Annotated in this window: 14 protein-coding genes; 7 read left to right on the plus strand and 7 right to left on the minus strand. The window is 72.1% G+C overall.

The window, feature by feature from the left end; all coding sequences use genetic code 11:
* Positions 1 to 142: 142 nt before the first annotated feature.
* From ACTWNK_RS08730 to ACTWNK_RS08740, 3 genes are read right to left on the minus strand one after another with little or no spacing between them, the layout of a single operon-like run.
* A complete protein-coding gene (locus tag ACTWNK_RS08730) occupies positions 143 to 1,513 on the minus strand; it encodes a PTS transporter subunit EIIC (RefSeq protein WP_474303356.1) in 1,371 nt (456 codons plus the stop codon).
* A 48-nt stretch (positions 1,514 to 1,561) separates the two neighbouring features.
* Positions 1,562 to 2,896 (minus strand): PTS transporter subunit EIIC, encoded by a 1,335-nt coding sequence (locus ACTWNK_RS08735; RefSeq protein WP_474310867.1) that lies wholly within the window; start codon positions 2,894 to 2,896, stop codon positions 1,562 to 1,564.
* A 38-nt stretch (positions 2,897 to 2,934) separates the two neighbouring features.
* Positions 2,935 to 3,675, minus strand: a complete 741-nt coding sequence (locus ACTWNK_RS08740; RefSeq protein WP_474303357.1) for a GntR family transcriptional regulator — start codon at positions 3,673 to 3,675, stop codon at positions 2,935 to 2,937.
* Between the two features lie 145 nt (positions 3,676 to 3,820).
* On the opposite strand from ACTWNK_RS08740, the gene ACTWNK_RS08745 reads away from it, so the two are divergent.
* The 7 genes from ACTWNK_RS08745 (at position 3,821) to ACTWNK_RS08775 (ending at position 9,711) form a co-directional block, all read left to right on the plus strand.
* The gene (locus tag ACTWNK_RS08745; RefSeq protein ID WP_474303358.1) at positions 3,821 to 4,855 is read left to right on the plus strand and encodes an SIS domain-containing protein; all 1,035 of its coding nucleotides are present in this window, start codon (positions 3,821 to 3,823) and stop codon (positions 4,853 to 4,855) included.
* Between the two features lie 35 nt (positions 4,856 to 4,890).
* Complete coding sequence (locus ACTWNK_RS08750; RefSeq protein ID WP_474310869.1) at positions 4,891 to 5,154, plus strand: PTS sugar transporter subunit IIB; 264 nt, start codon at positions 4,891 to 4,893, stop codon at positions 5,152 to 5,154.
* 52 nt (positions 5,155 to 5,206) lie between these two features.
* Complete coding sequence (locus ACTWNK_RS08755; RefSeq protein ID WP_474303359.1) at positions 5,207 to 5,653, plus strand: PTS sugar transporter subunit IIA; 447 nt, start codon at positions 5,207 to 5,209, stop codon at positions 5,651 to 5,653.
* The gene (locus tag ACTWNK_RS08760; protein ID WP_474303360.1) at positions 5,644 to 6,303 is read left to right on the plus strand and encodes an HAD family hydrolase; all 660 of its coding nucleotides are present in this window, start codon (positions 5,644 to 5,646) and stop codon (positions 6,301 to 6,303) included. The genes ACTWNK_RS08755 and ACTWNK_RS08760 overlap by 10 nt, the downstream gene beginning before the upstream one ends.
* A 33-nt stretch (positions 6,304 to 6,336) precedes the next feature.
* A complete protein-coding gene (locus ACTWNK_RS08765) occupies positions 6,337 to 6,585 on the plus strand; it encodes an HPr family phosphocarrier protein (protein ID WP_474303361.1) in 249 nt (82 codons plus the stop codon).
* A gap of 11 nt (positions 6,586 to 6,596) precedes the next feature.
* On the plus strand, positions 6,597 to 8,276 hold the full coding sequence (ptsP, locus tag ACTWNK_RS08770; protein ID WP_474303362.1) for a phosphoenolpyruvate--protein phosphotransferase: 1,680 nt from the start codon (positions 6,597 to 6,599) through the stop codon (positions 8,274 to 8,276).
* Positions 8,277 to 8,400: 124 nt separating this feature from the next.
* Complete coding sequence (locus tag ACTWNK_RS08775; protein WP_474303363.1) at positions 8,401 to 9,711, plus strand: glycoside hydrolase family 3 protein; 1,311 nt, start codon at positions 8,401 to 8,403, stop codon at positions 9,709 to 9,711.
* A gap of 56 nt (positions 9,712 to 9,767) precedes the next feature.
* Here ACTWNK_RS08775 and ACTWNK_RS08780 read toward each other — a convergent pair whose 3' ends face one another.
* From ACTWNK_RS08780 to ACTWNK_RS08795, 4 genes are read right to left on the minus strand one after another with little or no spacing between them, the layout of a single operon-like run.
* Complete coding sequence (locus ACTWNK_RS08780; protein ID WP_474303364.1) at positions 9,768 to 11,636, minus strand: N,N-dimethylformamidase beta subunit family domain-containing protein; 1,869 nt, start codon at positions 11,634 to 11,636, stop codon at positions 9,768 to 9,770.
* Entirely contained in the window at positions 11,633 to 12,913 is a 1,281-nt protein-coding gene (locus ACTWNK_RS08785) for a condensation domain-containing protein (RefSeq protein ID WP_474303365.1), read from the minus strand. The genes ACTWNK_RS08780 and ACTWNK_RS08785 overlap by 4 nt, the downstream gene beginning before the upstream one ends.
* Entirely contained in the window at positions 12,910 to 13,146 is a 237-nt protein-coding gene (locus ACTWNK_RS08790) for an acyl carrier protein (protein ID WP_474303366.1), read from the minus strand. The genes ACTWNK_RS08785 and ACTWNK_RS08790 overlap by 4 nt, the downstream gene beginning before the upstream one ends.
* Positions 13,143 to 19,082: an amino acid adenylation domain-containing protein gene (locus tag ACTWNK_RS08795; RefSeq protein ID WP_474303367.1), complete on the minus strand. Its 5,940-nt coding sequence runs from the start codon at positions 19,080 to 19,082 to the stop codon at positions 13,143 to 13,145. The genes ACTWNK_RS08790 and ACTWNK_RS08795 overlap by 4 nt, the downstream gene beginning before the upstream one ends.
* Positions 19,083 to 19,301: the final 219 nt, after the last annotated feature.

The raw sequence follows: 19,301 nt of genomic DNA on the forward strand, positions 1-19,301 counted from the left end.
TTGCGGGGGAAGGCGGGAAAGATCAGGTGAACCTGGAGTGGGGGGATGATCGTTTGGGTTCGGTGTTCGTCTCGGTATCGGCTGCCGTATGGGGTTGTGGGTGGGGGGAATCGCGGGTTGGTGGCGTACTGGAATCGGCGTTTCACGGGGTGGAGGGGGGTGGGTCCGTTTTCTGGGCGGCCTGAGGCGGGGTTTCCGTTCGGGAGGCGTCGGCCGCCTGGGGTGGGGTTTCGGTGAGGGGGGTGTCGCCGGGCTCGTCGTCGGGCTCGCGGCCGGGGGTGGTGAGGTTCAGCCTGCGGATGAGGAAGGTGAAGAGCAGGTAGTACAGGACGAAGTACGCCAGGCCGAAGACGATCACCAGGCCGACCCGGTGCGAGTTGGACTTGCCCGCGTTCAGCAGCATGTCGAAGCCGCCGGCCGAGAAGGTGAAGCCGAGCCGGGCGTCGAGTTCGGCCATGAGGGCCATCGAGGCGCCGGTCAGCAGGGCGTGCACCACGAACAGCACGGGCGCCACGAAGATGAACGCGAACTCCAGCGGCTCGGTGATCCCGGTGACGAATGCCGTCAGACCGGCCGACAGCATGATGCCGCCGACGACCTTGCGCTTGTGCGGAGGCGCCGCGCGCCACATCGCGATGGCCGCGCCGAGCAGGCCGAACATCATCACGGGGAAGAACCCGGTCATGAAGATGCCCGCGCCGTCCTCGCCCGCGAAGTAGCAGTTGAGGTCGCCGGCCGCGTTCTTGGTCGCCCCGTCGACGCCCGCGTGGCACTCGGGCAGGGTGAACCAGACGATCGTGTTGAGGAAGTGGTGCAGCCCGATCGGGATGAGCAGCCGGTTGGCCACACCGTAGATGCCGGACCCGGCCGTACCGTTGTCCGACAGCCAGTCGCCGGCCGAGGTGAGCCACTCGCCGACGGGCACCCACAGGAACCCGAAGATGACGCCGAGCACGAGTGCGGCGGCCGAGGTCACGATGGGCACGAAGCGGCGACCGCCGAAGAAGGCCAGCCAGGCGGGCAGCTTGATCCGGTAGTACCTCTCCCACAGCACGGCCGCCACGATGCCGATCATGATGCCGCCGAGCACCCCGGTGGGGTTGGCCGCGCCGAAGTTGATCGCGGGCGAGGGCCCGTCGGGACTGACGACCTCCTGGGCGATCTTCTTGTAGACGGCCGTGCCGGTGTCGGCGTTGAAGAACAGCGTCCGGGTGACCCGGTCGTAGACGAGATACCCGACCAGCGCGGCCAGCGCGGTGGACCCGTCGGCCTTGCGCGCGAACCCGATCGCCACACCGAGCGCGAACAGGATGGGCAGGTTGTCGAAGAGCGCCCCACCGGCCGCCGCGAAGATGCGCGCGACACTGTCGAGAAAGGCGTTGTCCGTACGGCCGAGCAGGTCGTCCTGGCCGAGTCGCAGCAGCAGACCGGCCGCGGGCAGTGCGGCGATCGGCAGCATGAGTGAGCGGCCGATGCGCTGCAGCACCGCGAATGTCGACGAACCGATGCTCATCCCATCCCCTTTCGCTGGACCAGAGGGGGATGGTCGTCACCGAATGTGCTACCCCGGTGTCTTTGAGTTACTCGTCTCGGTTTCACCGGAGTCGACGTCGACCTCCGGTTCGCGGCCGGGCGTCATGATGTCGAATCGTTTGATGAGGAAGCTGAACAGCGCGTAGTACACGACCGCGTAGATCACCCCGAGCGCCAGGATGCCCGGCAGGTTCTGGGTGTTGGACTTGCTGGCGTTCATCAGCATGTCCAGGAGTCCGGCCGAGAAGCCGAAGCCGAGCTGCCCCCCGATGAGCGCGGTGACGGCCATGGAGATGCCGGTCAGGACCGCGTGCACGACCAGCAGCATGGGCGCGACGAAGATGAACGCGAACTCCAGCGGCTCGGTGATCCCGGTGACGAACGAGGCCAGCCCGGCCGAGAGCATGATGCCGCCGACGGTCGCGCGACGGTGCGGGGGAGCCGCGCGCCACATGGCCACGGCGGCGGCGGGCAGCGCGAACATCATGACGGGGAAGAAGCCGGCCATGAACTCACCGGCATGCGGGTCCCCACCGAAGTAGCAGTTCCAGTCGCCGCTCAGCACACGCCCCGCGACCTCGCACTCGGGCACGGTGAACCAGACGAGGGAGTTGGTGAAGTGGTGCAGGCCGAGCGGCAGCAGCAGCCGGTTGAACAGCCCGTACAGGCCGGGCCCGAGCGGCCCGAGATCGGCCAGGGCGCGTCCCGCCGTGCCGATCCACTCGCCGAGCACCGGCCACAGCAGGCCGATGACCACGCCGAGCCCCAGCGCGGCGAAGGAGGTGATGATCGGCACGAAGCGGCGACCGCCGAAGAAGGCCAGCCACGAGGGCAGCTTGATGCGGTAGAAGCGCTGGTAGAGCAGGGCGGTGACCAGGCCGATGAGGATGCCGCCGAGTACCTTGGTGGGGTTCTGCACACCGTAGTTGATGATCTCGGTGAGGTCCTCGGTCCGGACCACGACCTCGTCCTTGATCGCGGATTCGGCGAACATCACCTTGGTGACCCGGTCGAAGACCAGGTACCCGACGACGGCGGCGAGCGCGGTCGAGCCGTCGGACTTGCGGGCGTAGCCGATCGCGACACCGACGGCGAACAGCAGCGGCATGTTCTCGAACAGGGCCTTTCCCGCGGCCTCCAGCACGGCGGCCACCTCGCGCATCCACGCGAAGCCCGCCACGTCGGCCAGACCGCCGGGCGCGGCGCCGTTGGAGCCGAGCATGTCGCTCTGGCCGAAGCGCATGAGCAGGGCGGCGGCGGGCAGCGCGGCGATGGGAAGCATGAGCGAACGGCCGAGGCGCTGCAGCACGCCCATCACCTGCGACAGCTTCAGTGCGCCCCTCAGCCGGGACGCGCGAGTCACCTCGTTCACGGGGGCGATCCTCCGGGGGGAAGGGGGTATCAGCCGCGCCGAACCGGCATCTCCAGGATCGTGCGCAGCTGGTACCTGTCGGCGCGGTAGGTGGAGACGCCTAGTTCGGCGCAGACGCCGCCTGCGAAGGAGCGCCGCTGCAGCAGCAGAACGGCGCCGCCGCGGGGGAGCTTCAGCAGGTCGGCGTCGCTGGGATCGGCGATGCCACCGTCGATGGTGAGCTCGCCCGCGTCCATGACGAGTCCGTGGCGGGACTCGAGCAGTTCGTACAGGGATCGGCCTGACAGGTCGTGGTCGGCGAGGTCGGGGGCGAGCGAGACCGGGATGTGCGCCCGTTCGATCGACAGGGGTTCGCCGTCTGCGGTTCGTAGCCGCTCGATGAAGTGCACCTCTTCGCCCGGCTGGATGCCCAGCTCCTTGGCGAGGTGCGCGCTGGCCCGCACGATGCGGCGGTCCAGGTCGCGTGAGCCCGGCTCCATGCCCCTGGCCCGCATGTCGTCGCTGAACGACGTGAGCTGGAGGGCGAGCTCGATCTTGGGCCTGGCCACGAACGTGCCCTTGCCGGGCACGCGGTGCAGGCGTCCTTCGGAGACCAGGTGGTCGACGGCCTGGCGCACGGTCATACGGGAGAGCCCGAACCGCTGGCACAGCTCACGCTCGGACGGGATCGCCGCGCCGATGCTGAGCTCGTTGCTGTCGATGAGATCGAGCAGGATCTCACGGAGCTGGAAGTACTTCGGCACCGGACTGTCCGGATCGATATGCGCCACGGATCCTCCCCTCGATCTGACCTGGCCCATGAGCTATGGTTCGTACTGGTCTAGTCCGGACTAGACCACATGCCGGAAAACCGGGTCAACGTCCGAACGATAACGACCCGATGCCAAACATTGGTAATTGAAGGATGGGCGCGAGATGACCACCAAGATGCGCAGCGAGATCGCCGAGCAGCCGGCCGCGCTGCGGGCCACCCTTGACTCGCTGCTTCCCCGGGTCGACGAGGTCAAGGCGCTCGGTGAGCAGACGCGTCAGTTGCTGTTCATCGCGCGCGGCACCTCCGACAACGCCGCGGTGTACGGCCGCTACCTGATCGAGTCGCACGCCGGTCGCCTGGCCGCGCTGGCCGCCCCCTCGATCGCGACGACGTACAAGCGCAAGATCGACCTGGACGGCGTGCTGGCCGTCGCGATCTCGCAGTCGGGCCGGACCGAGGAGATCGTCGAGACCCTGGCGTGGGCCAAGGACTGCGGCGCCAAGACCGTCGGCATCACCAACGGTGGTCCGGACAGCCCGCTGGCCCAGGCCGCCGACCTGGCGCTCGTCACCCTCGCCGGTGAGGAGAAGGCCGTGCCCGCGACCAAGACCTACACTACGCAGCTCGCCGCGCTCGCCGTACTGGCGCTCGGGCTCGGCGCCGACGTGGACGCCGACGACCTGCAGCGGGTGCCCGACGCGGTCGAGAAGCTCATCGCCGAGCCCGGCGACCTCGACGCCGTCGTCGAGGGCCTGGCCGACAAGCCGGGCGTCGTCGTCTCCGGCCGCGGTCTGGCCTTCTCCACGGCGCTGGAGACCGCGCTCAAGCTCAAGGAGGCGTGCTACCTGCACGCCATGGGCCTGTCCTACGCCGACCTGCTGCACGGCCCGATCGCGGTCGTCGACGCCGACACCCCGGCGCTGCTGGTCGCCTCCAGCGAGGGCCCGACCCTGGCCGGCACCGTCGCACTGGCCGAGCGCGTCACCGGCGCGGGCGCCGCCGCCTACACCGTCGGCGGGGGCACCGCGCTCGCCGCGGCCGGTACGGCGGCGCTGAACGGGCCCGACCTGCCCGAGTGGGTGGCCCCGATGGGCCTGATCGTCCCCGGTCAGCTGCTGACCGAGGCGCTCGCCCGCCGCCTGGGCTTCAACCCCGACGCGCCGCGTGGACTGAACAAGGTCACCCAGACCGATTGATTGCACAGCGTCGTTTAGCCTGTTCAAAGAGTCATCTGAGGACTGCGACGAGGAGGACGACCATGGCGGCAGACGCCAACGCGATCATCGCCGGGCTCGGCGGTGCCGACAACATCATCGAGATCGAGCCCTGCATCACACGGCTGAGGACCGAGGTGCACGACGCCTCCAAGGTCGACCAGTCGGCGCTGAAGGCAGCCGGGGCGCACGGGGTGATGGCCGCGGGCAATGTCGTCCAGGTCGTCGTCGGACCGGAGGCCGACACGATCGCCAGCGACATCGAGGACATCATCGGCTAGGGCGCCGGTGGCGGATTTCCGCCACCGGCGCCTGTCGCAGGTTGGGGGCATCGTGACCAAGGTTCTCGCTCCGGTCGACGGAGCCGCCGTCGGCTTGGCGGCTGTGCCCGACCCGGTCTTCTCCGCCGGCATGGTGGGGCCGGGAACGGCGATCGACCCGGCCAGAGGGCCGGGCAAGGCCGTCGCCCCGATCGACGGAAAGATCATGAAACTGCATCCGCACGCCTATGTCATCGTGGGGGACGACGGCAAAGGCGTGCTGGTGCATCTGGGCATCGACACCGTGCAGCTCAAGGGCGAGGGCTTCGAACTGCTCGCCGCCGAAGGCGACAGGGTCAGCGCCGGCCAGCCGGTCGTCGCCTGGGACCCCGGGGTGATCGAGGCCGGAGGCCGCTCGCCCATGTGCCCCGTCGTGGCGCTCGACGCCCTGGCCGCCGAGGTGACCGAGGTCGCGCACGGCGATGTGCACGTGGGCGACGAGCTGTTCCGATGGGCGTGAGCGCCGCCGCGCTGTTCGACCTCGACGGCACGCTGATCAATACCGAGGCCCGCAGCATGGCCATGTGGCGGATGCTGCTGGAGCGGCACGAGGTCGCCTTCGACGACTCGCTGCTGCGCGGCTTCATGGGCCGCAGGGGCCGCGACGTGCTGCCCGAGGTGATGCCGGGCGCCGACGTCGAGGCGCTGATCGCCGAGGTCGACGGCTACGGCGAGCGCCCCGGCCTGCCCGAGGTCGTCCCCGTGCCCGGCGCGGCCGAGCTGGTCGCCAGGGTGGCCTGGTCCGGCGCGCCGATCGCACTGGTGACCTCCGCCCGGCGCGACTGGGCCGAGGAACGGCTGGTCGAGGTCGGCGTGCGCGACCTGGTCCAGGTGATCGTCTCGGCCGAGGACGTCCGTGTCGGCAAGCCGGACCCCAGCGGGTTCCTGCTCGCGGCACGGCTGCTGGAGGTGAGTCCCGGGGCGTGTGTGGTGTTCGAGGACTCCCTCGCGGGGATTGCCGCGGCCAAGGCGGCGGGTATGAGGTGCGTGGGGGTGGCCACGACGCACGCGGGAGACGAGCTGTCGCAGGCCGACCTGGTGGTGGCCGATCTCACCGGGATCGGCTGGCCGCCGTTCGGCAGCACGCCCCCGGGCAGGGACCGGCGGTAGGCCGGCACGGCAACGAAGGCACTGGAGGAGCACGTGGCTGAGCGCAAGGTGACGATCGTGTCCGAGGTGGGACTGCACGCCAGGCCCGCGGCGTCGTTCGTGCAGACGGCGGCCAAGGCGGAGGGCGAGGTGAGCGTGCACAAGCCCGGCGGCTCGCCCGTCAACGCCAAGAGCATCCTGGCCGTGATGGCGCTCGACGTCAGGCAGCACGACACCATCGTGATCACCGCCGACGACGAGGCCCTGCTCGACCAGCTCGCCGCGATCGCGTCGGCGCCGTGACCGGCGGGGGCATGACCCGTACGGGGGTCGGCGTCAGCCCCGGGACCGGCATCGGTCCCGCCTACCTGCTGGTCGAACGCATCGCCGTGCCCGAAGAGGGCCAGCGGCACGACGGCGACGCCCGGGCCGAGTACGACCGGGCGCTGGCCGCGCTCGAACAGGTCGCGGCCGACCTCGAACTACGCGGCGACAAGGCCGGAGGCCAGGCCAAGGACGTGCTGGCCGCCCAGGCCGTGATGGCCAGGGACCCGGGCATCGCGGTGGGCGTCAAGGAACGCGTCGACGAGGGCGTCGCCGCGCCGAGGGCCGTCTACGAGGCGTTCGGCAAGTACCGCGCGATGCTCGAAGGCGTGGGCGGCTACCTGGGCGAGCGGGTGAGCGACCTCGACGACATCAGGGACAGGGTGCTCGCCGTCCTGACCGGGCAGCAGATGCCCGGTGTGCCGCAGCAGGCGAAGGAGCCCTTCGTGCTCATCGCCCGCGATCTCGCGCCCGCCGACACGGCGTCGCTGTCCAAGGACGTGGTGGCGGCGTTCGTCACCGAGGAGGGCGGGCCGACCAGTCATACCGCGATCCTGGCCAGGGCGCTCGGGGTTCCGGCCGTGGTAGCGTGCGCGGGGGCCACGTCGATCGCGGCGGGCACGCGGGTGCTGGTCGACGGCGCCTCGGGCGCGGTGACGGCCGAGCCTTCGGAGCAGGCGGCGCGTGACGCCACCAGTGCGGCCTCGGCCAGGCAGGCGGTGCTCGACGCGGCCACCGGACCCGGGATGACCGCCGACGGGCGTGCGGTGCCGCTGCTGGCCAACATCGGCGGCCCCGCCGACCTGGACGCAGCCCTCGCGGCGGGCGCCGAAGGCGTCGGTCTCTACCGTACGGAGTTCCTCTTCCTCGACCGGACGAGCGCGCCCGGCGATCAGGAGCAGGAGGAGGCCTACCGCGCGGTGCTGCGGGCCTTCCCCGGCGGCAAGGTCGTGGTGCGCACGCTGGACGCGGGCGCCGACAAGCCGCTGGCCTTCCTGAGCGCCTCAGGCGAGGAGCCGAACCCGGCGCTCGGGGAGCGGGGCCTGCGGATGTTCAGGCGGCACCCGGAGGTGATGGCGAGCCAGCTCGGCGCACTGGCCAGGGCGGCGGCCGACACCTCGGCCAAGCTCCAGGTGATGGCGCCCATGGTGGCCACGGCGCAGGAGGCGGCCTGGTTCGCCGACGCCTGCGAGGCCGCCGGGCTGGCCTCGGCCGGGGTGATGATCGAGGTCCCGGCGGCGGCGCTGCGGGCGGGCGATCTGGCCGCGCACGTCGACTTCTTCTCGATCGGGACCAACGACCTGGCCCAGTACACGTTCGCGGCCGATCGGCAGGTCGGGGCGCTGAGCGCGCTGCAGGACGCCTGGCAGCCCGCCCTGCTCGACCTGGTGGCCGCCGCCGCGTCCGCCGCCGGGTCGGCCGGGGTGCCGTGCGGGGTGTGCGGGGAGGCCGCGGCCGATCCGGCGCTGGCCTGCGTGCTGGTCGGGCTCGGTGTGTCGTCGTTGTCGATGAGCGCGAGCGCGGTGCCCGCCGTACGGGCGACGCTGGCGCGGCACTCGGGCGAGCAGTGCGCGCTCGCGGCCGAGGCGGCGCGCGGGGCCGTCTCGGGGCAGGAGGCGAGGGAGCAGGCCAGGCGGCACCTGCCGGGGCTGGCCGAGCTCGGGCTCTGAGGGGCGGGACGCGGAATCGAGGGGCATCTATCAGGGTCGGCCGGACCCGGAAACGGCGGATGGCGGGTGGATAGGCCGGATTCGGTCTCTGGGGCGCGATAGCTTGGTGGGCATGGTTCGAGGCATGCGTACGGCTGGGGTTCTGATGGTCGCGACGTCGGTCGTGGGATGTGCCGGGGCGCCGCCACCGGCCACCCCCGGCGCGGCGCCATCGGCGGTCGTCACCTCCGCCGCCCCCGCGCCGACGGCGACGACGGCGCCGCCCCCGGCGGCCACGCAGAGCACGGGGACGGGCGACGTGCGGCGGGTGCTGGCGAAGATGACGCAGGCCCAGAAGGTCGGCCAGCTCTTCATGCCCGTCGTGCACGGCGCTGGCGCCGACACCGTCTCGGGCGAGAACCAGGCGAGGTTCGGCGTCGGCACCCCGGCCAAGGTCGTGGCCAAGTACCACCTCGGCGGCGTCATCCTCTTCCCGGAGAACATCAAGAGCGTCCAGCAGGTCGTCGCGCTGACCAACGGCCTGCAGAAGGCCGCGGGAGCCGTGCCGCTCACCATCGGCACCGACCAGGAGAACGGCCTGGTGTCCAGGATGTCGGCCCTGGTCACCGACCTGCCCGGCGCGTCCGTCGTGGGCGCGACGGGCGAGCCGGCGCTGTCCAGGGCGGCGGCCAAGGCGACGGGGCGCGAGCTGCTGGCACTCGGCGTCAACCTGGACTTCGCGCCGGTCGCCGACGTCAACATCAACCCGAAGAACCCGGTGATCGGCAAACGGGCCTACGGCAGCGACCCGGCCAAGGTGTCCACGATGGTCGCCGCCGCGGTCAAGGGCTTCCACGACGCCGACGTGGCCGCGACGGCCAAGCACTTCCCCGGCCACGGCGACACCAATATCGACAGCCACACCGCCCTCCCGGTGATCAAGCACACCCGGTCGCAGTGGGAGCGCCTGGACGCGCCTCCGTTCCGGGCGGCGATCGCCTCGGGCGTCGATGCGGTGATGAGCGCCCATATCGTGATGCCGAAGCTCGACCCCTCGGGCGACCCGGCCACGCTGTCCAAGCCGATCCTGACCGGCCTGCTGCGCGACGAGCTCGGCTTCAAGGGCGTGATCTCCACCGACGCGCTCAACATGGAGGGCGTGCGCAAGCGCTATCCCGACGGCGAGGTCGCGGTCAGGGCGATTCTGGCGGGCGCCGACCTGCTGCTGATGCCGCCCGACTTCCCCAAGGCGTACTCCTCGGTGCTGGCTGCGGTGAAGTCGGGGCGTATCTCGGCCAAGCGGCTGGACCAGTCGGTGACCAGGCTGCTGACCCTGAAGCTCAACCGGGGTTTCCTCGACCGGGCGCCGGTGGCCGACGCGGGCAAGGCGGCCAAGATCCTTCGCTCGGCCGAGCACCGCAGGCTGGCGGCCCGCATCATCAAGGCGGCCCGCTGACCGGCGCGCGGTAGGCGCTCAGGACCGCTCCAGCCGGGCTGGAGCGGTCCCTCGCCTCAGTCCTGGCCGGACAGGCGCTCGCGCAGCACCTGGTGCCAGCGCAGCGGCTCGCCGCCGCCCGCGGTCACCAGCAGCCCGGCGTGCGCGGCCAGCACGGTGCCGGGCGCCAGGAAGCCGGGCGCCGCCCGGTAGTCCTGCCACACGGCGCCCTCGACCGGCAGCCACGTGCGCACCCGGCCTTCGGCGTCGAGGGAGAACAGCCTGCCGTTCATCCCGCCGAACCCGACCGCGCCCGCCGAGTCGCCGCAGTCCTCCCACGTCGACGTGCCGAACACCTGACGCCACATCCGGCCGTCGGCCGTGGCCACATAGAACGTGCAGTCGGCCACGGCCAGGCCGATCGCCCCTTCCGGGGCAGCCGAGACCAGCACCCAGTCGCGGCCGTCCTCCAGCAGGAGCAGCCGTTCGTCCCCGGTCACGCCGTAGAGCCCGACGCTGACCCCGACCGCGGCCTCACGCGGCACCGCGAGCGCCCGGATGCCGCTCGCCGGGCCCACCGAGCGCCACGGCAGGTTCTGCCCGCACAGCTCACGCGCGAGCAACTCCTCGTCCGCGCCGACGGCATAGAGGGTACGGCCGAGCACGCCCAGCGCCCTGACGTCGGCCACCGGGCCGATGACCTCCCACGAGACGGGCGTGGGAGCCGAGAGCCGGTCGAGCACGTTGCGCGTGATCCGGTCGACGACCGGGTCGTGCAGGGTGTTGCCCCAGTTGACGGTGGCCGTGGTGAACACCGTGCCGAGACCGCTGGTGAACACGCCCATCGTGGCGCCGCCGCCCTGCCCGTAGGCCGACCAGTGCCGCAGGTCGGCCGTGGCCAGGACGACGAACGAGGCCGGGGTGCCGTCGCCGCACGTCACCCTGGGCACGCCGCCGACCTCGGCGTACTCCGCCGCGTCGGTCTCGTAGCCCAGGCAGCCCTGGCCGAACTTGTCGCCGTCGGTCAGGCCGGTCCCCTCGAACACCCAGTGCTCGGCGAACCTGGCGACGTAGGACTCCTCCAGCATCTTGGTCATGTGCGGGCCCCACGCTCCCGCCCCGGCGCGGAAGCTCACACCGGTCAGCGCGTTCTCCGGCCTGCCGATCGCCGACCACTCGACGGTCGCCAGGCGCGGGTCGTCCACGGGGTCGGCGAGCCTGTCCCGGTGACAGACCATCGTGCGGCCCTCGTCCTCGAGCCTGATCTGCCACCAGGCCGTGTTGCCGGAGAGGAAGGCGACATTGCCGCCACGCCTGACGTACTCCTCGACGGCGTCGCGCATGCCCGCCGACCAGTACTCGTCGTGGCCGTTGACGACCAGCATGCGATGGCGGCTCAGCAGGTCGAGGCCGTCGTGCAGGTCCAGGTTCGAGCAGTAGGCCACCTGGTACCCGGCCTGCCCGACCCAGCGCATGAAGCCCTCCTCCCAGCGCTCGGGAGGCGGCCCGCCGCCTGGCCGGTCGAAGGTGACGCGGGCGGCCCTGGTCGGCGACTCGGTCCAGTAGACGCTCTGGCCCGGCTCACCCGCCCTGTTGTAGGCCTGCCAGGTGGTGAAGGGCACGCTGACCAGGATCGGCGCAGTGGGCACGGCCTCCCGTACCACGAAGAAGACCTCGTTGTCCGGGCACGGCGTCGCGCCGGGCAGCGCCCTGGGCCAGGGGACGGCGTCGCCGAACCTGGCCACGTACAGCGAGCTGGCCCACTCGGGCGGCACCCGGAACTCCCAGCGCGGCCCTTCGGCCTGGCCCTGGAAGAGCACGCGGCCGTCGGTGGCGTCGCTGATGACGACGGGGGCCGGCCGGTCGAGAACGAAGCCCAGGGTCTGGCCCTGGGCGCATGAGGTGGATTCGGCATAAGCCCTGGCGAAGGAGTGCGAGCTGCTCATCCGATGGCCGTTTCGACGAGCATGCTTTCGAGCGAGCGCAGGAAGGTCTCCATCTCGGGTCGTGACAGGTAACGGGTGTCGGCGGTCAGCGAGACGCCTTCGGTGGTGACGTGTACGCAGAACCTGCAGTCCAGGGTGTCCTGGCTCATCGGCCAGGACAGCGTGGTGCGCTCGCGGGCGCGGTCGAGCTCGGCGAGCGTGCACGGCGCGGGGCCGGGGTCGGCGAAGCGCATGTCGTTGAAGCAGCAGTTGGGATGCACCTTGGCGCCGAGCCGGGCGCTCGCCTCCGACACGATCCTGGCTCGGTCGAGCGGGTCGTGGTAGGCGCTGCGGTAGGCGCGCAGCGACGCCGGTCCGGCCGCGCGCAACGTCTCGGCGAAGGAGGCTCCCGGGGTCACCGTGAACAGCCCCTCCTGCGACAGCGTGCTGACGATGTGGGTGGTGTCGCGCCTGAACCTGTTGCTGACGATCGGCAGCATGGCCAGCGTCGAGTGCCCGGTCTGCCTGGCCACCAGCTCGCCCACGGCCGCGAGCAGCACGGTGGAGGTGGAGGTCTGCCTGGCGAAGGCGATGGCCCTGGCCGCGAGCTCGACGGCGGTGGAGGTGAGCATGGCCCGCCAGAACGGTGGTCCTTCGGCGGTGTGCCTGGGCTCGGCGAACATGGTGGCGGGCGCGTGCTCGTGGCCCTTGGCCCAGTGCAGCATGGCGGCGTCGGCCACCTTGCGGCCCTCCGGGCTCTCCTGCCAGCGGGCCAGCTCCAGCGGTTGCGGGGCAGCCGGGCCGGACACGCGTCCGCGCATGATGAGCATGCGCAGCTCGCGCACCGCGATTTCGGCTCCGGCGCCGTCGGCGGCCAGATGGCAGAAGGCCAGGACGACGTGGGTGACCCGATCGCCCGCCATGACGAGCGCGGCCCGCAGCGGCCAGTCCTGGACGTAGTCGAAGCGCGGCGCGATGAGCTTGTCCAGCACCATGTCGGGATCGCCCGACGTGACGAGCACAGGCAGCCGCCCGCGCTCGTCGAGGCGCTGGTACGGTTCGCCCGCGTGGTGCGAGGACTCGCCGAGCCTGGTCCGCAGCGAGCCGTGCCTGCCGATCAGCTCGCCGAGCGCGGTGACGATCTCCTCGGCCGTCCGGATGCCCGGCACCCTGAGCACCCGGCCGAACGTGAAGTAGTGATCGTCGGGCATCGTGTTGACGATGGCCTGCCAGATGGCTCGCTGCCCCCATGTGAGCGGTGCGGCGCCGGAGCCGGGCCCGGCGAATTCGACGATCATCGCGCCGACAGGTGCCCGGCCAGGCGGTCGAGGTTCTCCAGCAGGTCCAGGCCGTCCTCGGTGAGGTCGACCTCGACGTCGAACTCCGTCTCGATGGCGTCGATCAGCCGCATCCTGGCGATCGAGGTCAGCCCGAGCGCCGACAGCGGCACCGTGGCCGCCAGCGCCTCCTGCGCGCTGACCGCTCCGTCGGACGACTCCGCCACCAGCGCGGCCAGTCTTTCTTTGATCATGTCAACTCCCTGGCGAGGCGTGCGGCCTCCTCATCGGACATCTGTTCCAGTTCAGCCAGCAGCAGCGCCTCGACCACCGCCGCGAGCCCCTCGACCGTGGGCGCGCCGAACAGCGCCCGGATCGGCACCTCGAGGTCGGCCGAGGCACGCAGCCTGGCCACCACGCGTACGGCCAGCAGCGAGTGCCCGCCGAGCACGAAGAAGTCGTCGTGCGCGCCCGCCCGCTCCAGCCCGAGCACCTCGGCATAGACCTCGGCGACCAGCTCCTCGGCATCGGTGCGAGGCGCGACGTAGTGCGCGGTGCGGGCCTGCGGCTTCGGCAGCGCGGTCCGCTCCACCTTCCCGTTGGCGTTCAGCGGCAGCCGCTCCACCCTGACCCACAGACCGGGCACCAGGTACGGCGCCAGCCCCTGCGCGGCGAAGCCCTCCAGCTCGGCGAAGTCGGCCCGGCCGCTCACATAGGCGACGAGCGTGTCCCCGGCCGCGAGCACGGCGGCCTCACCGACCTCGGGATGGGCCAGCAGCCTGGCCTCGACCTCGCCGGGTTCGACCCGGTAGCCGCGGATCTTCACCTGGTCGTCGAGCCTGCCGAGGAACTCCAGCTGCCCGTCTCGCCGCCATCTGACCCGGTCGCCCGTGCGGTAGTAGCGGCCGGGCATCGGGCCGTCGAGCTCGGCGAACCTGGCCGCGGTCAGCGCCTCGTCGCCGAGGTAGCCCTTGGCCAGGCCCGCACCGCCGATGCACAGCTCGCCGGGCGCGCCGATCGGCGCGGTGCGGCCCGCGCGGTCGAGCACGCGGACCAGTGTGCCGCCGATCGGCCTGCCGATGGGGGGCAGGCCCGGCGTGCCGTCCAGGTCGGCGGCGGTGGCGATGACGGTGGCCTCGGTCGGGCCGTAGGTGTTGACCAGCCGTACGCGCCCGCCGAAGTGCGCGTGCCAGCGTGCGGTCGCGGCCTCGCCCGCCTGCTCGCCGCCCAGGATCACCAGGCGCAGCTCCGGCGGCCAGGCGATGTGCTCGATCTGCTCGACGAGCCGGTGCCAGTAGGCGGTCGGCAGGTCGAGCACGCTCACCCCGGCCAGGTTGTCCGGCAGGGAGAGCGCCCCTTCGGGCAGCAGGGCGAGGCGGGCGCCCGAGGCGAGGGCCGGGTAGATCTCCTCGGCATGGGTGTCGAACCCGAGCGAGGCGAACTGCACGACCACGTCGCCCGGCCCGATGCCGTACTCTGCCCGCATCCAGGCCACCCGGGCGGCCAGCGCCGTGTGCTCGACGAGCACGCCCTTCGGCCTGCCGGTCGAGCCCGAGGTGTAGAGCACGTAGGCGGCCTCGCGGGGCACGGCCTGCGCCGAAGGCCGTGCGCTCTCGTGCACGTAGGCGAGCGGCGTCGCGACGGGCAGCCGGTCGGCCAGGTCCATGGAGGTGAGCACGAGCGCGGCGCCGCTGTCGGCCAGCATGTGGGCCAGCCGCTCCTCGGGATGGGCGGGGTCCAGCGGCAGGTAGGCGGCTCCCGCCCGCCAGGTGGCCAGCAGGGCGGCGATCGCGTCGGGCGTGCGGCCGAGGCAGACGCCGACGACGTCCCCCGCCTCGACGCCTCGCGCGCGCAGCAGTCCGGCCAGCTCGGCCGTACGCCGGTCGAGTTCGGCGTAGGTGACGTCGCCGACGGCCAGGGCGCAGGGGTCGGCCCGTGCGATCAGCTCGGGCACGGTGGGCGGCTCGGGCGGCAGGGCGGGGCCGGTGCCCCACGCGCGTAGCGTGTCCTGCTCGTCGGGTGCGATGAGGGCGGGCGGCTCGGCCGGGTCCTGGGTGAGCAGGCGATCGAGGCTTGCCGCCATCGCGGCGATCGTGGCCGGTGCGAACAGCGTGGCGTCGTAGGAGAGCACGACGAGCAGGTCGTCGGCGTCCAGCCAGGCCTCCAGCATCAGGTCGAACTTGACCTGCCCGAACCCGTGCGCGAACGGCTCGGCCGCGAGCCCGGCGAACGGCGAGCGGCCCGCGGTGGCGTCCTGGGTGTGCAGGATCGCCATCGTCTCGAACGAGGGAGCGCGCTCGGCGGGCACACCCTGGTGGGCGAAGGCGGTGAGCACGGCGTCGCGGGTGCGTTCCATGATCTCGGCCATCACGGGCCCGCCGCCGAGGTCGCAGCGGATGAGCAGCACGTCCGCCAGATAGCCGACCACGTCCTCCAGCTCGACCCGGTCCCTGCCGGACGTGACGGTGGCCACGGTGATGTCGTCGTTGCCGCTGTGGGCGGCGAGCACGGCCTGGTAGGCGGCCATCAGCGCCATGAACAGCGTGACGCCCGGCCGCCGCACCGAGGCGGGGGACAGGCGGAAGGAGTGGAAGGCGCCCTTCCTCGGCGCGCCCTGCCGCCTGACCAGGTCGGTGGGCAGGTCGAGCGGCGTCTGCCCGGCCAGGTGCTCGCTCCACCACTGCCGCTGCGCGCTCTGGTCGTGCGCGCGCTGCCAGCGGGCGACGTCGCCGTACTGCAGGGCGGGGGCGGGGATCGGGCGGCCCGAGTACGCGGTGGCGAGCTGGTCGAGCAGCAGGTTCAGCGACCAGCCGTCGCCCAGGATGTGATGGGCGACCAGGCAGATCACGTGGTCGCCGGGGCCGATCTCGATCAGCGTGGCCCGCAGCGGAGGCCGCGCCGCGAGGTCGAAGGGCGCGTTGGTACGCGCCGCGACCAGCGCCTCGGCGGCCTCGGGCCCGTCGGCGCGCACGCGCTCCCACACCATCGGGCCTGGCGCCTGAACGACGGCCACCGGCACGCCGTCGACCTCGGGGAAGCACGTGCGCAGGCTCTCGTGCGCGGCGGCCAGGGCGGTGAGCGCGTCGTCGAGCGCGGCCGGGTCGAGCGGTCCGATGAGCCTGCGGACCAGCCACATGTTGTAGGCGGCGTCGCCCGGGTCGAGCCGGTGCAGGAACCACAGCCGCTCCTGGCCGTGCGACAGCGGCGCGCTCTCGCCGCCCGGCCGGGGCCGAGGCCCTTCGACGGGCGCGACCCCGGCGCTCTGCACGCCTTCGTCGAGCAGCGCGGCGAGCGAGGCGACCGTCGGCCGGTCGAACAGCTCCCGTACGGCCAGGCGCACCGGCAGCCTGGCGGTGACCATGGTGGCCAGCAGCGAGTGCCCGCCGAGGGCGAAGAAGTCGTCGTGCGCGCCGACGCCGCTCACCCCGAGCACGTCGGCGAACACCGAGGCGACCAGCTCCTCGGTGACGGTGCGCGGCGGCACGGAGGCCCGCACGGCGGGCAGCTCGGCCACACTCGGCAGCGCGTTGCGGTCCACCTTGCCGTTGGGGGTGAGCGGCAGCTCGGCCATCGGCACGACGACGGCGGGCACCATGGGGCCGGGCAGCAGGGTGGCCGCGTGCTCGCGCAGGTCGTCGGCGGGCCCGGTGAGCACGGCGAAGGCGACGAGCACGTCGTCGCGCACGGCGGCGACCGCCTGGGCGACCGAGGGGTGCGCGTCGAGCACGGCCTCGACCTCGCCGAGTTCGATGCGGTGGCCGCGCAGCTTGACCTGGTTGTCGGTCCGGCCGAGGAACTCGATCGTGCCGTCGCCGAGCCTGCGCACCAGGTCGCCGGTGCGGTAGACGCGCTCGCCCGCGTGCCGGACGAAACGCTCGGCGGTCAGCTCGGGCCTGCCCAGGTACCCGTCGGCCACGCCCGCCCCGCCGATGAGCAGCTCGCCCGGCACGCCGATGGGCACGTTCCCACCGGCCGCGTCGACGACGTGCACGGTGGTGTTGGCGATGGGCGTGCCGATGGAGACGCACCGGGGGTGTTCGGGGACCTCCCACGCGGTGGACCAGATGGTCGTCTCGGTCGGGCCGTAGACGTTTACCAGACGCAGCACCCTGGCTCTGAGCTCGGCTGCCAGGCTGAGCGGCAGCGGCTCGCCGCCGGTGAGCGCGATCACCTCGGGCAGCTCGCCGGTCAGCAGCACCCGCCAGCCCGACGGTGTGGCCTGCACGTGCGTGACGCCTTCGGCGGCGGCGAGTGCGGCGAGCGCGGCGCCGTCGCGCGCGGTGTCGGCGTCGGCGACGACGACCCGGCCACCGGTGACGAGCGGCAGGTAGAGCTCAAGGGCGGAGATGTCGAACGACAGCGAGGTGAGCGCCAGCCACACGTGCGAGGGCGTGGAGGCGACGAGGCCGCCCATCGCGAGCAGGAAGTTCGTCAGCGCCCCGTGCGGGACCACGACGCCCTTCGGCCTGCCGGTCGAGCCGGAGGTGTAGAGCACGTACGCGGCGTCGGCGGGCGAGGGTCTCGGCAGGCTGCCGGGTGAGGCCCTGGCCACCTGGAGCAGGTCGGCGTCGGTCAGCACCAGCGCCGCGCCCGAGTCGGCCAGCACGTAGTCGACCCTGGCCTCGGGATAGCCGGGATCGACCGGCAGGTAGGCGGCTCCGGCCATGGCGACGCCCAGCAGGGCGACGAGCATCGCCGCCCCCCGCTCCAGACTGACCGCGACGAGCGCGCCGGGGCCGATGCCGCGTGCGCGCAGCCCTTCGGCCAGCCCCGCCGCCGACTCGGTCAGCTCCCGGTAGGTGAGCGTGGCGCCGCCGTACGTCACGGCGGGCGCGTCCGGTGTGGCCGCGGCCTGGGTGAGCACGAGGTCGACCAGGGTGAGCGGCGGCACGTCGAGCGCGGGCCCGTGCCAGGAAGCGAGCAGGTCGCGCTCGGCGGAGGGCAGCACGTCGAGCTCGGCGAGCGGCAGCGAGGGGTCGGCGACGGCCGAGGCGAGCAGGGTGAGGAAGCGCTCGCCGAGCCGTTCGGCGCTCGCCTCGTCGAACAGGTCACGTGCGTAGATCAGCACGCCGAGCAGCCCGCCGTCGTCCTGGGCGTAGCAGTCGAGCGACAGGTCGCACCTGGCCGGGCTCCAGCCCTGCGAGAACGGCTCCACGACCAGGCCGGGCAGCGGGTCGGCCACCTCGCCGTGCGTGTGCAGCGCGAACAGCGTCTGGAACAGCGGCGTCCTGCTCATGTCCCGCTCGACGCCGAGCGCGCCCGCCAGCAGCTCGAACGGCACGTCCTGGTGCGAGAGCGCCGACAGCACACCCTTCCTGGTACGGCGCAGCAGCTCGGCGAACGCCGGATCCCCGGACAGGTCGCAGCGCAGCACGACGGTCGACGACAGATAGCCGATCACCCGTTCGAGCTCCACGCTGTCCCGCCCGGCGACCGGCGTGCCGACGCAGAAGTCCTCCTGCCCGCTGTGCCGGGCGAGCAGGGCCTGGTAGGCGGCCAGCAGCACCATGAACGGCGTGCAGCGCGAGGTCCTGGCCAGCTCGGCGACCGAGGCGGCCAGCGCGGGCGGCACGCGGAAGTGCACGACGCCGCCCGATGAGCCGCGCCTGGCCGGGCGCGGCCGGTCGGCGGGCAGCTCCAGCGCGGGCGCTCCGGCCAGCCGCTCGCTCCACCAGGTCAGGTCCGTGGACAGCGCCTGGGCGGCCGGGTCGAACCTGGGCGGGTCGGGCGGCAGGTCGCGTCCGGCGTAGTGGTCGGCGACCTCCTCGCGCAGCACGTTGAACGACCAGCCGTCGCCGTTGATGTGGTGCAGCACGACGCACAGGACGTGGTCGTCGTCGCCGAGCCTGACGACGGTGGCGCGGAAGGGCGGCGCCGCGGCCAGGTCGAAGGCGACGTTGGTGCGCGCGGAGACGACGGCCTGGGCCTCTTCCGGCGTCCGGGCCGCGACAACTTCGAGCCGGAAGGCGGCGTCCGGCTCCACGACGGCGACCGGCCTGCCCGCCACCTCGGCGAAGCGGGTACGCAGGGCGTCGTGCCTGGCGACGACCGCGGTGAACGCGGCTTCCAGCCTTCCCACATCGAGGCGTCCCCTGAGCCGGTAGACGTAGGAAAGGTTGTACGAAGGGTCTGCAGGGTCGAGCTGGTTGAGGAACCAAAGCCGTTCCTGGGCAACCGAGAGCGGGCCCATCAGCAACTGCCTTTCCCCCGAGTTCCGGAAAGGTTCTTTTCAGAAAAGATTCTTAACTGTTGGCTGGCCGCCCGCAGTGTTCCATGGTTCTTCGGGGCACCGCAAGGCCCTATTTTGGCGGCGTTTGAGGGCTTGTCTCCTCTTGGTTGCCGTGCCACACTGACGGCCGTCGAGCAATTAGGAAAGTTTCTTTAGAGTAGAAGCTTTTCCTGTCCTCGG

The organism is Nonomuraea sp. IBHARD001 (genome assembly GCF_056106265.1).